The 14,741-nt window shown below is 70.7% G+C and carries 12 protein-coding genes and 1 tRNA gene; 9 read left to right on the top strand and 4 right to left on the bottom strand.

Going from position 1 to position 14,741, the window contains the following annotated elements; all coding sequences use genetic code 11:
- Positions 1-36 precede the first annotated feature (36 nt).
- Positions 37-1,182 carry a ThiF family adenylyltransferase gene (locus AB0917_RS15375; RefSeq protein WP_366820033.1) on the bottom strand — a complete coding sequence of 382 codons (1,146 nt, stop codon included), beginning with the start codon at positions 1,180-1,182 and terminating at the stop codon, positions 37-39.
- A 294-nt stretch (positions 1,183-1,476) separates the two neighbouring features.
- Here AB0917_RS15375 and AB0917_RS15370 point away from each other — a divergent pair, with 294 nt between their 5' ends.
- The 4 genes from AB0917_RS15370 to AB0917_RS15355 are packed head-to-tail and all read left to right on the top strand — an operon-like array spanning position 1,477 to position 5,349.
- A complete protein-coding gene (locus tag AB0917_RS15370; RefSeq protein WP_366820015.1) occupies positions 1,477-2,196 on the top strand; it encodes a M48 family metallopeptidase in 720 nt (239 codons plus the stop codon).
- Between the two features lie 41 nt (positions 2,197-2,237).
- Positions 2,238-3,881 (top strand): TerD family protein, encoded by a 1,644-nt coding sequence (locus AB0917_RS15365; protein ID WP_366820014.1) that lies wholly within the window; start codon positions 2,238-2,240, stop codon positions 3,879-3,881.
- 12 nt (positions 3,882-3,893) lie between these two features.
- On the top strand, positions 3,894-4,574 hold the full coding sequence (locus tag AB0917_RS15360; RefSeq protein ID WP_366820013.1) for an AIM24 family protein: 681 nt from the start codon (positions 3,894-3,896) through the stop codon (positions 4,572-4,574).
- A gap of 19 nt (positions 4,575-4,593) precedes the next feature.
- Entirely contained in the window at positions 4,594-5,349 is a 756-nt protein-coding gene (locus tag AB0917_RS15355; RefSeq protein WP_366820012.1) for an AIM24 family protein, read from the top strand.
- A gap of 77 nt (positions 5,350-5,426) precedes the next feature.
- Here AB0917_RS15355 and AB0917_RS15350 read toward each other — a convergent pair whose 3' ends face one another.
- Both AB0917_RS15350 and AB0917_RS15345 read right to left on the bottom strand, forming a co-directional pair.
- Positions 5,427-5,969, bottom strand: coding sequence for an NUDIX hydrolase (locus AB0917_RS15350; RefSeq protein ID WP_366820011.1), 543 nt, complete (start codon positions 5,967-5,969; stop codon positions 5,427-5,429).
- The gene (locus AB0917_RS15345) at positions 5,966-7,435 is read right to left on the bottom strand and encodes a zinc-dependent metalloprotease (RefSeq protein ID WP_366820010.1); all 1,470 of its coding nucleotides are present in this window, start codon (positions 7,433-7,435) and stop codon (positions 5,966-5,968) included. The genes AB0917_RS15350 and AB0917_RS15345 overlap by 4 nt, the downstream gene beginning before the upstream one ends.
- 190 nt (positions 7,436-7,625) lie before the next feature.
- Here AB0917_RS15345 and AB0917_RS15340 point away from each other — a divergent pair, with 190 nt between their 5' ends.
- From AB0917_RS15340 to AB0917_RS15330, 3 genes are all read left to right on the top strand, one after another.
- Positions 7,626-8,783, top strand: coding sequence for an SDR family oxidoreductase (locus AB0917_RS15340; protein ID WP_366820009.1), 1,158 nt, complete (start codon positions 7,626-7,628; stop codon positions 8,781-8,783).
- A 111-nt stretch (positions 8,784-8,894) separates the two neighbouring features.
- Complete coding sequence (locus AB0917_RS15335; RefSeq protein WP_366820008.1) at positions 8,895-9,356, top strand: molybdenum cofactor biosynthesis protein MoaE; 462 nt, start codon at positions 8,895-8,897, stop codon at positions 9,354-9,356.
- A 401-nt stretch (positions 9,357-9,757) separates the two neighbouring features.
- Complete coding sequence (locus AB0917_RS15330) at positions 9,758-10,861, top strand: PDZ domain-containing protein (protein ID WP_366820007.1); 1,104 nt, start codon at positions 9,758-9,760, stop codon at positions 10,859-10,861.
- 85 nt (positions 10,862-10,946) lie between these two features.
- On the opposite strand, the gene AB0917_RS15325 is transcribed toward AB0917_RS15330, so the two are convergent.
- Entirely contained in the window at positions 10,947-11,507 is a 561-nt protein-coding gene (locus AB0917_RS15325) for a PPA1309 family protein (RefSeq protein WP_366820006.1), read from the bottom strand.
- Positions 11,508-11,643: 136 nt separating this feature from the next.
- On the opposite strand from AB0917_RS15325, the gene AB0917_RS15320 reads away from it, so the two are divergent.
- The gene (locus AB0917_RS15320) at positions 11,644-14,616 is read left to right on the top strand and encodes a UPF0182 family protein (protein WP_366820032.1); all 2,973 of its coding nucleotides are present in this window, start codon (positions 11,644-11,646) and stop codon (positions 14,614-14,616) included.
- Between the two features lie 42 nt (positions 14,617-14,658).
- A tRNA-Met gene (locus tag AB0917_RS15315) sits at positions 14,659-14,732 on the top strand.
- Positions 14,733-14,741: the final 9 nt, after the last annotated feature.

The following is a 14,741-nucleotide window of genomic DNA, read 5'->3' as shown; positions in this document are numbered from 1 at the left end:
CCGCTTGAGCCTCCGGTGTCGCACCGTCGACGGCGGTCACCCGGCCATTGTGTCGTGCGCCGGAACGGAGCCGGAGGCCCCCGCCCCCTCGCCGCGCTCAGCCGCCTTGCAGGAGCAGTCCACATGGGGGCCGATCCGCTCGCAGCGCCAGTCCAGCAGGGGCAGCGCGGCCTCCCAGCGCGCTCCGGTACTGGCCGGCAGCTCACCGTCCAGGAAGGACAGAGCATGGGCCGCGGCGAGACCGGCGACCGTCGTGGCCAGCGCCAGATCGCAGGCGGGCACCGCTCCCCGCCGCCCCGAGCGCCACTGCGCCAGCATCCGGGGCCACTGCGAATCACGGTCCGCGCGGTGCAGCTCCAGGCACCCCGCGCAGCCGGTGCCGCCCGGAAGCACGAGCGGGCCGACCACCCCCGTGGCCTCGATCACGCCCGCATAGAGATGAGGGGTCCCGGAGGCGATCCAGGGCGCCGCGGTGTCCGGGACCGGCGCGTACACCGAGAGGCCGTCCCGGGGAGCGACGACGATCAGCGACAGGACGGGCTGCCCACCGCTCGCGCCCCGCTCCGTCCCCGTCGACCGGGGCGCGGGCCCGGCGGCGGCCCGGCGGACGACCCGCCGGGCCGCCGTATCGCGTCGTTCCCCCACAGCCTCGGGCGGCACCCCGGCCGGCGCCACGTCCTCCGGCCCGGCCCGGCCCCCGTCCAGCACCTCCACATGGCCCACCCCGGAGCCGGACAGCACCGCGGCGATCGACGCGCCGACCCTCCCCGCGCCCCGCACCTGGACCCGCATCGCCCGCCGGGCCGCCATCCGGCGCAACCCCTCGCCCGGACCGGGGTGGACGACGGAGAGCGAAGCCACATCGGGGCGTTGACGCTCCATCACCTCGACCTGGCGGCGCAGGAGATCCGCCGGCGGGCCGGCGGCCCGTGGGTCGTCGAGAAGGCCCGCCTGCGCCAGCCGCCGGACCAGGGTGTCGACATGACGGTCCGACAGGTCCAGTGCCCGCGCCTCCTCGCGCAGCAGCGGCAGGCCGCGCGTCCCGTCGAGCAGTTCCAGAAAGCTCCCCGTCGCGATGTCCACCGGGCCCAGCGTCACGGCGTGCGCGGGCGTCACCCCGAACTGCACGGTGTTCCGCCCGCGCCATGCCCGGCGCAGCGCGGGCTTCAACATCGGATGCAGGACTTCTCCCCCGAGACGCACGGCTTCCCCCGATCGGTGTCGTGACCGCGTGCTCGGGAGGATTCCCGGCCGCGTCGAGCCATTGCCAGAATGCGCGCCCGCGGCGAAGTGTGCTCGGAGTTATCCACAGGTAGGGGGATTAGTCATTCAATAGTGTGGCTCATGGTGCTCATCGAAGTCAGAGGAGAGAGGCCAGGGGCGAGGTGCGGGCAGACGTGCGGGGAGTGGAGGGGATCGGTGAGGAACGGATCCGGAGACGGGACTTCCCCCACTGACAGCGGGTAACGTCGAGATGTGCCCGCAGATCCGTCACCCGGCGTCGCGGGGGAGATCCCCGCGCGCAGCGCCGTGAGCCATCAGCCCGGCGCGGCCGCCCGCGCGCCCCGCGCTTCGGCGACGAGCGCGGTCGAGGTCCGCAGGAGTACCCGGCGCAGGAAGTCGGTCTCCGCGTACCGGGAGGGTGGCCGCACGATCGTGCTCATCCCCGCCCGGATGTCGGAGGCGGAGGAGCGGCGCTGGGTGGGCGTGATGCTCGACAAGCTCGCGGCGCAGGAGAGCAAGCGGGTCCTCGGGGACGCCGAGCTCACGGAGCGGGCCGAGCGGCTCTCCGCCCAGTTCTTCGACGGCCGGGCCCGCCCCGCGTCCGTTCGCTGGGTGACCAACCAGAACACCCGCTGGGGCTCTTGTACCCCCGCCGAGGGCAGCATCCGGCTCTCGCACCGGCTCCAGGGCATGCCGGAGTACGTCGTCGACTACGTACTCCTCCATGAGCTGGCCCATCTGCTCGTCCCCGGCCACGGCCCGGGGTTCTGGCGGCTGCTGGAGGCGTACCCGCGCACCGAGCGGGCCCGTGGCTACCTCGAAGGAGTGGTGGCGGCCGGTCAACTGCCCATGTGCCCGCAGCGCGCGAGGAGTGAGCCCGGAGCGTTCGGCGCTCCCGACGAGCCGCGTTCGGCGATTCTGTACCGGGTGTGTACCGGCTTGGCCGGATGTCGTGGTTTGCGGTTAGCCTGACGCGACGCATTCACCTTCGGGATGGGGGACGGTCGTTACGTATGGCCAGGGAATTCCAACGAGGCCACAAGGCCAAGCTCAGTGATCTCACACCAGGGACAGATCTGTACGTAGGTGTGCAGATCGCCGCCCCTGGACTGACCTTCGACATCAGCTGCTTCGGCCTCGATGGAGATGAACAGCTCTCGGACGACCGGTATTTCATCTTCTTCAACCAGCCGAAATCGCCCGAGGAGTCCATTCAGCTCCTCGGCGCGCAGTCCGGCGACACCGAGTCCTTCCGGGTCACGCTCGACCGCATCCCGCCCACCATTCAGAAGCTGTCCTTCACCGCGACGCTCGACGGTGCCGGACAGATGTCGCAGATCGGCCCCGGGTACATCCGGATCGTCGCGGGCGGCGAAGAAGTGGTCAGGTACGCCTTCACCGGTTCGGAGTTCACCACCGAGCGCGCGGTGATGCTCGGTGACTTCTACCTGAAGGACGTCTGGCGCTTCGCCGCCGTCGGCCAGGGCTTCGACGGTGGCCTCGAGGCGCTTCTGAAGAACTTCGGCGGCGAGGTCGCCGAAGAGGAGGGGGCGCCGGCCGCCCCGCAGGCGGCCCCGGGGTTCGCCCCGCCGGCCCAGGCCACCGCGCCCCCGGCCTTCGCGGCCCCGCCCGCCCCCCAGGCCCCGCAGCCCGCGCCGTCCTTCGGCGCCCCGCCCGCGCCCGCCCCCGCACCGCAGCAGCCGATGCACGCCGCGCCCACGATCGCGGCGCCGCTCACCCCGCAGGCGCCCCCGGCCCCGGCACCGTACGGCCAGCCCGGTCACCAGCCCCCGCCGCCCCCGCCCCCGCAGTTCGGCCAGGTCCCCGGCCAGGGTGCCCCGCCCACGCCCCCCTTCGGCCAGCCGGCCCCGGCCCCCTACGGCCAGCCCGTGCCCGCCCCCTACGGCCAGCCGGCCCCGGCACCGTACGGGCAGCCCGCCCCGGCCCCCTTCGGGCAGCAGCCGCCCGGCGTGCCCCAGGGCGTTCCGGCGGCCGGCGCCGGGCTCAAGGCGGCTCTCCAGCTGTACAAGGAGACCCCCACCGGGCAGCGCTGGACCCCGCAGAACCAGCAGCTCATGCGCGTCGACCTGACCATCGGCGACGCCGGTGTGCTGGCCCGGCAGGGCAGCATGGTGATGTACCAGGGCAAGGTCGACTTCGGCTACAAGGGCGCCGGTTTCGTCGGCCGTGTCGTCGGCAACGCCACCGGCCAGGAGATGCAGCTGATGCGCTGCACCGGCCGCGGTCAGGTCTTCCTCGCCGAGGAGGGGTCGTACCTGCACCCCATCGAGCTCCAGGGCGACGCCATCTGCGTCTCCGCCGAGAGCGTCCTCGCCTTCGACGAGTCCCTCCAGTACGAGGTCCGGCGGGTCGAGGGGCACGGCATCCCCGGCGGCGCCCTGTTCACCATGCAGTTCCAGGGCACCGGCACCTTGATCATCAAGACCCACGGGACCCCGGTCGTCCTGCCGGTCACCCCCACCACGTTCGCCGACTGCAACGCGGTGGTGGCCTGGTCGGCCGCCTCCCAGGTGATCGTCTCCAGCCAGGTCCGGCTGCGCCGCAACGCCTACCCGGGACACAGCGGCGAGACCGTGAACCTCCAGTTCCGGGGAGCCCCCGGCAACTTCATCGTCGTCCAGCCCTACGAGGTCTAGAGGGAGCCCGTCATGAACCAGCAACTCGCGGGCTTCGCCCCGACCCCCGTCACGGCCCGTATGGAGAACCACGGCTCGGCCATGCTCAAGGTCGCCATGGCCTCCGGACAGGACCTCTACGCGCGCACCGGCTCGATGGTGGCGTACGAGGGATTCATCCAGTACGAGCCCAATCCGCCCGCCGCCCGCCAGGTCGCCTCCCAGTGGATCACCGGCGAGGGCGCACCCGTCATGAAGTGCTCCGGCGACGGACTGCTCTACCTCGCCGACTACGGCGCCGACGTGGTCGTCATCAACCTGAACAACGAGTCCATCTCGGTCAACGGCACCAACCTCCTCGCCTTCGACGCGCACCTCACCTGGGGCGTGGAGAGGGTCAAGGGGATGGCCAAGTTCGCCGGACAGGGGCTGTGGAACGTCGTCGTCCAGGGCACCGGATGGGTCGCCATCACCTCCCGGGGCACCCCGATCGTCGCCGACTGCGGACGCGGCGACGACGAGACGTACGTCGACCCGGACGCCCTGGTCGCCTGGTCCACCAACCTCAAGGTGAAGGGCAAGCGCAGCTTCAAGGCCGGGGCGCTGATCGGCCGCGGCAGCGGGGAGGCGTACCAGATGGCCTTCTCCGGGGAGGGCATCGTCGTCGTCCAGCCGAGCGAGGACAGTACGGACCGCCTGCGGATCCGGAACTGAGAGGAGGGGAACACACACCATGCAGAGTCCGCTTTTCAGCCACACCGAGCAGCAGTCCCAGGACCGGTACACGACCCAGAACCCGCAGCTCCTGCGGGTATCGCTGACCGGGCAGGACGACATCCTCGCCCGTAAGGGCGCCATGGTCGCCTACCAGGGACTGATGGACTTCGACGGTGAGTACCAGTCGCAGGGCCGGCGCCGCGCCCGCGCGCACACCGGCGAGGGCCTCGACCTGATGCGCGTGTCCGGCCAGGGCACGGTCTACCTCGCCAACCTCGCCCAGTACATCCACGTCGTGGACGTCGACCGCGAGGGGATGACCGTGGACAGTTCCTACGTCCTGGCCCTCGACTCCTCGCTGCACACCGAGGTCATCGCGGTGGACAGCCAGTACGGCATCTCCGGCAGCGGCAAGTACCAGCTCAACATCACCGGCACCGGCAAGGTCGCCCTCATGACCTCCGGCCAGCCCCTGATGATGCAGGTCACGCCCGACAAGTACGTCAACGTGGACGCCGACGCCATCGTGGCCTGGTCCAGCGCCCTGCGGGTGCAGATGCAGGCCCAGACGCACTCCACCGGCGTCTTCAGGCGCCGCGGCAACACCGGCGAGGGCTGGGAGCTCAGCTTCCTCGGTCAGGGGTTCGCCCTGGTCCAGCCGAGCGAGGTCATGCCCCCGCAGAACGCCCAGATCGGCCAGGGCGCCCGCGCCCAGTTCGGCATGGGCCAGCAGGGTTCCCACGGCCAGAACCAGAACAACGCCTGGAACTGACCGGCGCCCACCGAGCGCAACGGTAAGGGGCGGCCTTTATAGAGGCCGCCCCTTACGCACATCTCTTCAGCCTGCCGTCACAGCCGGGAGCGGGTCGCCTCCAGCAGCCGTACGACGGAGGTGTCGGCCACCCCGGCCACGTCCTCGTAGCCGAACCAGCGCAGCTCCAGGGACTCCTCGCTGATCCGCTCCGCCGCACCGGCCGGGGCGAGGGCGGCGTACTGCACATCGAGGTGCCAGTTGCAGGGGGACGGAATGGGGTGCCGGTCCAGCCGGACCGGCCCGCCGGGCAGCAGGGTGAGCCCGGTGATGCCGGACTCCTCCGTCGCCTCACGGAGCGCGGCCGCCTCCACCGTGGTGTCCCGCTCCTCGCAGTGGCCGCCCATCTGGAGCCACATCCGGAGCTTGCGGTGCAGGGTGAGCAGCACCTTCTCCCGCTCCGGGTCGATCACCAGGGCGCTGGCCGTCAGGTGCCCGGCCCCGCAGGCCTTCCACATGCCGTCGCCGTGGAGCGCCAGGTGGTCCAGGTAGGCCTGGCGCAGCTCCGCCTGGCCCTCGTCGGCCCCTGGCCCGGGGGCGTAAGCCTTCAGTACGAGGGTGGCGTCGTCGTACAGGGTCACCGGTCGCGGCCGTCCTTGCCGTCCTCGCCGGTGTCCTTGTCGCTCTCCTTGCCCTGCTCCTCGGCCGGCTTCGGCCCGTCCTTCTCGGCGTCGGGCTTCCGCGGGCCCTTCGCGGCCTCGCCGAGCATCTTGTCCAGCTCGGAGAAGTCCGCCTGCTCGTGGTGGACGAAGCCGTCCGGGTCGTCCAGGTCGTGGGCGGTCGGCAGCATGTCCGGGTGCGCCCACAGCGCGTCGCGGCCCTCCAGGCCCCGGGCGTCGGTGAGCGAGGCCCACAGGCGCGAGGCGTCCCGCAGCCGGCGCGGGCGCAGCTGGAGGCCGATGAGCGTGGCGAACGTCTGCTCGGCCGGGCCACCGGAGGCACGGCGCCTGCGCATCGTCTCGCGCAGGGCGTCCGACGAGGTCAGCCGGGACTTCGCGGCCTCGTGGACCACCGCGTCCACCCAGCCCTCGACGAGCGCCAGAGCCGTCTCCAGACGGGCCAGGGAGGCCTTCTGCTCGGGCGTGTCCTCGGGCTGGAACATGCCCTGCTGAAGGGCGTCCTGCAACTGCTCGGGCTGCGAGGGGTCGAACTGGCCGACGACGTCCTCCAGCTTGCTGGTGTCGACCTTGATGCCCCGCGCGTACGACTCGACCGCCCCGAACAGGTGCGAGCGCAGCCACGGCACATGGGCGAAGAGCCGCTGGTGGGCGGCCTCGCGCAGGGCCAGATACAGCCGCACCTCGTCCTGCGGGACGCTGAGGTCCTTGCCGAACTGCGCCACGTTCAGCGGGAGCAGCGCGGCCTTGCCCGCCGGGCCGAGCGGCAGCCCGATGTCCGTCGAACCGACCACCTCACCGGCCAGCACGCCCACGGCCTGCCCGATCTGCTGGCCGAACATGGCGCCGCCCATCGACCGCATCATGCCGATCAGCGGGCCCGCCATGGCCTGCATCTCCTCGGGCAGCACGTCGCCCATCGCCAGGCCCACCCGCTCGGCCACCGGGTCGACCAGCTGCTGCCAGGCCGGCAGCGAGGCCTCGACCCACTCCGCGCGGCTCCAGGCCACGGTGGAGACCGAGCCGGAGGGCATCGACGTCACACCGTCCAGCCAGAGGTCGGCCAGCCGCAGCGCCTCGTCGACCGCCGTCCGCTCGGACGGGCCGACGCTGGCGTCCTTGGTGCCGTCGGCCGTCCCCTGGGAGACGGTCTGGCGGGCGATCTGCTTGGCCATGTCCCAGTTCACGGGACCGCCCTCGTAGCTCAGCATCTGCCCGAGCTGCTGGAAGGCCGCGCCGAGATCGTTCGGATTCATCGAGCCGAACATCGCGGCGAACGGGTTGTCCCCGCCCGCCCCCGGCCCGAAACCGAACGGGTTTCCCGGCCCGCCCGCGCTCTGCCCACCCTCGGTGGGGTCCTTCTTCTTGCCCTCGTCGCCGTTCTCCGGCTCCTCCGGCGGAAGGCCGAATCCGAATGGGGTGTCACTCACGGGTTTCCTCGGCTCGTAGGGCCGCCGGCTCGAACCGACGGCGACTGCCCGACATCACCATCCAGCGTAGACACCACGCCCGCTTCGGGCCTCAGTGCTCCGCCGACTTCCGGCCTGCGGCAGGATGGACGCCACCTGGTACGTACGCGTCATTCGGGTACGTACTGAAGACAACCGCTGGAGACGCCCGGTGAGTTCCCCAGATCCGCAGGTTCGCGCAGCGCGAAACCTGACCGACCCCTCGCCCGAGAGCACACCCGAGAAGAAACGCCCCAGGGCCCCCAGAAACCGGGGCCCCGTCGTCGCGGTCACCGGCGCCGCGACCGGCATCGGCGAGCTGCTGACCGCCCGCCTCGCCGCATCCGACGAGGTCAAGCAGGTCATCGCGATCGACGAACGCCGAGGAGAGGTCTCCGAGGCGACCTGGCACCTCCTGGACGTACGCGATCCGGCCATCGCCGAGAAGCTGCGCGGCGCGGACGTCGTCGTGCACCTGGCGCTCGATCTCGACCTGGAGACCGACCCCGCCGCCCGCACCGCGTACAACGTACGGGGCACCCAGACCGTGCTCACCGCCGCGGCCGCCGCCGGGGTCCACCGGGTCGTGCTGTGCACCTCCGCGATGGTCTACGGCGCGCTGCCCGACAACGATGTGCCGCTCTCCGAGGACGCCGAGCTGCGGGCCACCGCCGAGGCCACCGGCGTCGGCGACCTCCTGGAGATCGAACGGCTCGGCCGCCGCGCGCCCCGCGCCCACCCCGGGCTCAACGTCACCGTCGTGCGCCCCACCGTCCTGGTCGGCGGCACGGACACCGCGCTGACCCGCTACTTCGAGTCACCGCGTCTCCTGGTTGTCGCCGGTTCCCGCCCCACCTGGCAGTTCTGCCACGTCGACGACCTGGTGAGCGCCCTGGAGTACGCCGCCCTGGAGAAGATCGACGGGGAGTTCGCGGTCGGCTGCGACGGCTGGCTCGAACAGGAGGAGGTCGAGGAGCTCAGCGGCGTACGCCGGATGGAGCTGCCCTCCGCCGTCGCCCTGGGGGCGGCCGCCCGACTGCACCGCATCGGACTCACCCCGTCCCCGGCCGGCGACCTCGCGTACACGATGCACCCCTGGGTGGTCAGTGTGAGCCGGCTGCACGACGTGGGATGGCGGCCCAGGTGGACCAACGAGGAGGTCCTCGGAGCGCTCCTCGAAGAGGTCGAGGGACGCCACACGCTCGCCGGACGACGCCTCGGCCGCAAGGACGCCACCGCCGCCACGGCCACCGCCGCCGGCGCCACGGTCGCCCTGCTCGGTACGGCCGCCCTCGTCCGCCGGGCCCGCAAGGCGCGACGCCGCATCTGACCACCCCCGCAGGGCCCCGGCAGCCGTCTGTAGGAGGCTCCAACGCGGCCGTGCGTCCGCCGGTCGAACAGGCAATTCCACGATGTCGGTGCCGTACGGCACGATGGGGGCATGGCACGCACCCAGGACCACCCCGGCGAGCAGGCGGCTTCCGACCCCATCCGGCTGCTGGCGATCCGGGAGAGCGAACTCTCCGTCGACGAGGTCTTCCGTGCCGTCGGGGACGACGCCGCGGGCGGCATCGCCCTCTTCGTCGGCACCGTGCGCGACCACGACGGCGGGCAGGACGTCGGTGCGCTCGGCTACTCCTGCCATCCCTCCGCCGAGGACGAGCTGCGCCGAGTGGCGGAGAAGGTCGTCGCCGACTTCCCGGTCCGCGGCCTCGCCGCCGTCCACCGGGTGGGTGAACTGGCGGTGGGCGATCTGGCGGTGGTCGTCGCCGTCGCCTGCCCGCACCGCGCGGAGGCCTTCGCGGCCTGCCGCAAGCTCATCGACGACCTCAAGCACGAGGTTCCGATCTGGAAGCACCAGCGTTTCTCCGACGGCACGGAGGAGTGGGTCGGGGCCTGCTGAGCGCAAACCGGACCGGTGCGCATCAGCCCCGATTTGCGTAACCGCACCCCTGCCGTGAGCGTTGGTCTTCCGGATCGTTAATGTGCAGACCGGTCACTCGGTCGCTCATGGGGAAGGGAGGTCGTGATGGCGGCACTCGCTTGGCTGTTGATTCCACTTTTCGCTGCTGTCGGCGGTGCGATATGGGCGAGTTGGGCTGCTCGCAATCGCACGACCGGCGATGTCACCGAACTCGCCGGGTACGCCAGGTTCCGTGACGCGATGGAGAAATCGCACTCCGGTTCCGAGGCTCTCTGAGGCCGTCGAACGCCGCGTGAGGCTCTCTCCGCCGCGCTTCGGCCGACTCCCGGACGGACCGGCCCCAGGGGTGGACGGACAGGCCCTTCCCGTACTGTCGTTCCATGCCACGCCGCACCGCGACGCTGCTCGCCTCCACCCTCATCCTCATCGCGCTGCTCTGCGCAGGCCTGCTGATCAAAGTGCCGTATTCGGAGATGTCCCCCGGACCGACGGTGAACACTCTGGGCGAGGCGCGTGGCGAGCCGGTCCTGCGGATCACCGGTCGTAAGACGTACCCGACATCCGGGCACCTCAACATGACGACGGTCCGCGTCACCGGAGCGGACTACCGGATGAGCCTGGGCCAGGCCGTGTGGGGGTGGCTGGCCCACGACAGCGTCGTCGTACCGCACGACACGCTCTACCCGGACGGCAAGACCGAGGAGCAGTCCACCCAGGAGAACGCCGAGGAGTTCAGCCAGTCCCAGGAGAGCGCCAAGGTCGCCGCCCTGAAAGAGCTGGACATCCCGGTCGCCACCCAGGTCGTGGTCTCCAGCGTGGTCAAGGGCAGCCCTTCCGAGGGCAAGCTGCACGCGGGGGACGTGATCAAGGCGGTGGACGGGACCGCGGTCGAGGAGCCCGGCGACGTCGCCGAGCTCGTCACCGAGCACACGCCCGGCGAGGACGTCACCTTCACCATCGTGCCGGCGAAGGAGGCGGCCGCCGCCGAGAAGGCCGGCCGGGCCCCCGAGGGAGACCGGAAGATCACCATCACCACGGAGAAGGCGCCCCCCGCCGAAGAGGGCGGCAAGGAGCGGGCGATCGTCGGCATCAGGGCCGGGACGGACCACAGGTTCCCGTTCGACATCGACATCAAGCTCGCGGACGTCGGCGGCCCCAGCGCCGGGCTGATGTTCTCCCTGGGCATCATCGACAAGCTCACCCCGGGCGATCTGACCGGCGGGAAGTTCGTCGCGGGTACCGGAACCATCGACGACGCGGGCAAGGTCGGCCCGATCGGCGGGATCAACATGAAGCTCGTCGGGGCCCGTGACGCGGGCGCCCGCTACTTCCTCACGCCCGACGACAACTGCGCCGCTGCCGCGGCCGACACGCCGAGCGGGCTGACCCTGGTCCGGGTCAAGACCCTCGACGACGCCATGAAGTCGCTGGAGCGGATCGGCGCCGGGGAGACCGGCGCGCTGCCGAGCTGCTCGGCCGGCTGACCGCCCACCCGGGCCCGCCCCGACGGGGCGGACCGGGGCGGGCGACGACCGGGGCGGGCGACGACCGGGGCCGGCGACCGGGTGGTCAGGACTCGAACGTCGCCGCGAGGGCCTCGGCGAGCCCCGGGACCAGACCCGCGCCCGTCAGCACCTCCGTGGGGGAGTCCTTCTCGCGCAGCCGTACGGCGGACTCGCGCGCACCGTCCCGCAGCACGGCCACCGTCATGCGCACCTCCTGCCGGTCGGGGTGCTTGGCGACCCACTGGCTGAGCTGCTCGTCGCCGAGTCCCTCCGGTACGGAGGCCTCGGCGGACGGCGGCAGCATCAGCCGCTCCACGGTCATGGCGCAGCCGGCCACGGCGTCGGGCCAGGCGATGGTGCCGAGGAAATCGTCCAGGGCGGTACCGGCGGGCAGCTCCTCCTGCTCGATCGGTGTGAGGGAAGCGGTCGTGGAGGCGGCGTCGTCCAGTCCCAGCTGAGTGGCCAGACCCGGCTCCTGGGCGCGCAGCCGGGCGGTGTCGACCAGGGCGAACAGCCGGGCGGGCTGGTCCCAGCCGAGGGTGGAGGCGTAGGCGTCGATTTCGAGGACGGCGACGGTGAGCGGGCTCGCTGCCATCGGGGGTCCTGCGGGGGAAACGTTGGGCATGGGCAATATCCTGCCTCCTTCGGCCCCGGTATCGGGAACTAGGTAAAGCTTCAGTAAGTTGCATAGGTGGGCTCTACGACCGCTGGGGCCCCTCCACACGACCGCGAACTTCGAGGTGCGCACGTTGGCTTTCCAGATGCCGGACCGCGGCGGAGGCCCCACCGGGCCACGGATCAGTGTCGGCCGCCCGTCCCGGCGAGCCCGCACCCTGCTCATGACCTTGGGGGTCCTGGCGGTTCTCGCCATGGTCTTCGTCATGTTCGCCGGGTTCTGGACGGACTGGCTCTGGTATCGGTCGGTCGCGTATTCCTCCGTCTTCACCACCACCCTGTGGACCAAGATCGGACTGTTCCTCGTCTTCGGACTGCTGATGGCCCTGGCCATCGGCGTGAACATCTGGCTCGCGCACCGGCTCCGGCCGCCGCTGAGCGCGATGTCGCTGGAGCAGCAGAGCCTGGACCGCTACCGGATGAGCATCGCCCCCTTCAAGAAGTGGGTGCTGCTCGCCGCCACCGCGCTCGTCGGGCTGATCGCCGGAGCATCCGCCTCCGGCCAGTGGCGCACGTGGCTGATGTATGTCAACGGCGTGCCGTTCGGCACGAAGGACCCCCAGTTCAAGCTGGACGTCGCCTTCTACGCCTTCGACCTGCCGTGGTACCGCTTCCTGCTGGGCTTCGGCTTCGCGGCGACCGTGCTCTCGCTGATCGCGGCCGGCCTGACCCACTACCTGTACGGCGGGCTGCGCATCACCAGCCCCGGCGCCCGTGCCACCGGCGCGGCCACCGGCCATCTCTCGGTGCTGCTCGGCATCTTCGTCTCCCTGAAGGCCGTGGCGTACTGGCTCGACCGGTACGGTCTCGCGGTGAAGTCGAGCGACTTCAAGGCCGCGGACAACTGGACGGGCCTGCGGTACGTCGACGCGAACGCCTACCTCCCGGCGAAGACCATCCTGTTCTGCATCGCGGCGATCTGCGCCGTGCTGTTCTTCGCGACGCTGTGGCGCCGCACCTGGCAGCTGCCGGTCATCGGCTTCGGCCTGATGGTGCTCTCGGCGATCCTGATCGGTGGGCTCTACCCGGCGATCGTGCAGAAGTTCCAGGTCCAGCCGAACGAGCAGGCCAAGGAAGCGCCGTTCATCCAGAAGAACATCGACGCGACACGCGATGCGTACGACATCGATGACGCGGTGATGGAGGACTACTCGGGCCAGGCCACCACGAGCGACGATGCCAAGCTGCGGACCGCCGCCAACACGGCCGCCAGCTACCGCGTGATGGACCCCAACGTCGTCTCCCCGGCCTTCCAGCAGCTCCAGCAGCGCAGGAACTACTACCAGTTCCCCAAGACGCTGGACGTCGACCGCTACAAGGGCGCGGACGGCAAGGAGCAGGACACGGTCATCGGTCTGCGTGAGCTGAACATCCAGGGCCTGCCCAAGCGGAACTGGATCAACGACCACTTCACGTACACCCACGGCTACGGCGCCATCGCGGCCCGCGGCACCACCACCGGCACCAACCCGACGGGGTCCCCGGACTTCACCGAGTCGGGTCTGCCCTCCACCGGTGAGTTCGGGAAGTACGAGCAGCGGATCTACTACGGCGAGAAGACCGAGCAGTACTCCATCGTCGGCGGGCCCCAGAAGGAGCTCGACTACGAGGAGGACGGCGAGAAGACCACCAGCTACCAGGGTGACAGCGGCGTCAGCCTCTCCAACACCTTCAACCGCGCCGCGTACGCGGTCTCGTTCAGCGAGCCGCAGATCCTGTACTCGGGAGCCATCGGTGAGGGCTCGCGGATCCTGTACAACCGCACGCCCAAGGAGCGCGTCGAGGCGGTCGCCCCGTGGCTGACCATCGACGGCGACGCCTACCCGGCGGTCGTGGACGGCCGGATCCAGTGGATCGTCGACGCCTACACCACGACGAACGGCTACCCGTACGCGTCCCGGACGACGCTCGGCGACACCACGGCCGACTCGCTGACCACCAACCAGCGCACGGTCGTCGCCCAGCAGAACCAGGTCAACTACATCCGCAACTCGGTGAAGGCCACCGTCGACGCGTACGACGGCAAGGTCAAGCTCTACGAGTGGGACACCAAGGACCCGGTCCTCAAGACCTGGCGCAAGGCGTTCCCGGGCACCGTGAAGGCCCGTACGGAGATCCCGCAGACCCTCATGGACCACCTGCGGTACCCGCAGGACCTCTTCAAGGTCCAGCGCGAGCTGCTCACCCGCTACCACGTCGAGGACCCCGCGCAGTTCTACAGCGGCTCCGACGCGTGGCAGGTGCCGGACGACCCGACCACCAAGGAGCCGGGCGCCGTCCCGCCGTACTACCTGTCCATGAAGATGCCGGGCCAGGACGAGCAGGCGTTCTCGCTGACCACCACGTTCACCCCCAGGGGGCGCCCGAACCTGGGAGCCTTCATGGCGGTGAACGCGGACGCGGCCAGCAAGGACTACGGCACGATGAGACTGCTCCGGGTCACCTCCACGGTGAAGGGCCCAGGCCAGGTACAGAGTGAGCTCAACGGTAACGACGACGTCGCCGAGTTCGTGAGGAACCTCAAGGGCACGGACTCCGACATCGACTACGGCAACCTGCTGACGGTGCCGCTCGAAGGCGGATTCCTCTACATCGAGCCCGTCTACACGCGCGGTGGCACGCAGAACTACCCGCTGCTGCGCAAGGTGGCCGCCTCGTTCGGTTCGAAGATCGTCTTCGAGAACAACCTGGGAGACGCGCTCAACGCGGTCTTCGGGGTCGACGGCGACTCGGACACCACACCGCCCGATCCCAGTGAGCCGCCGGGTGACACCACCAAGCCCCCGGCCACCGGCACCGAAGCGCTGAAGAAGGCCATCGCGGACGCCCAGAAGGCGTACGAGGACGGTGAGGCGGCGCTGAAGGAGCAGGACTGGCCCGCCTACGGCAAGGCTCAGGACGCGCTCCAGGAAGCTCTGGAGCGGGCGGCCGCCGCTCAGCCCAAGGCCGGTGCCGAGGGCGACAAGGCCGACCCGCCGAAGGCGGACGGCGAAGCCGACCCGGCCAAGAAACCCGATGAGGGCGACGAGGCCGATCAGGGCGGCGACCAGGGCAGCTGAGAAATCTCCACCCCGCGTCGTGGTACGGTTTGAACACAACGACGCGGGGTGGAGCAGCTCGGTAGCTCGCTGGGCTCATAACCCAGAGGTCGCAGGTTCAAATCCTGTCCCCGCTACTGAAGAAC

The sequence above is a fragment of the Streptomyces sp. NPDC007346 genome (genome assembly GCF_040703535.1).
GTDB lineage: Bacteria > Actinomycetota > Actinomycetes > Streptomycetales > Streptomycetaceae > Streptomyces.
The sequence above is the reverse complement of the archived record's forward strand: the minus strand, read 5'-3'. Positions and strand labels throughout refer to the sequence as shown.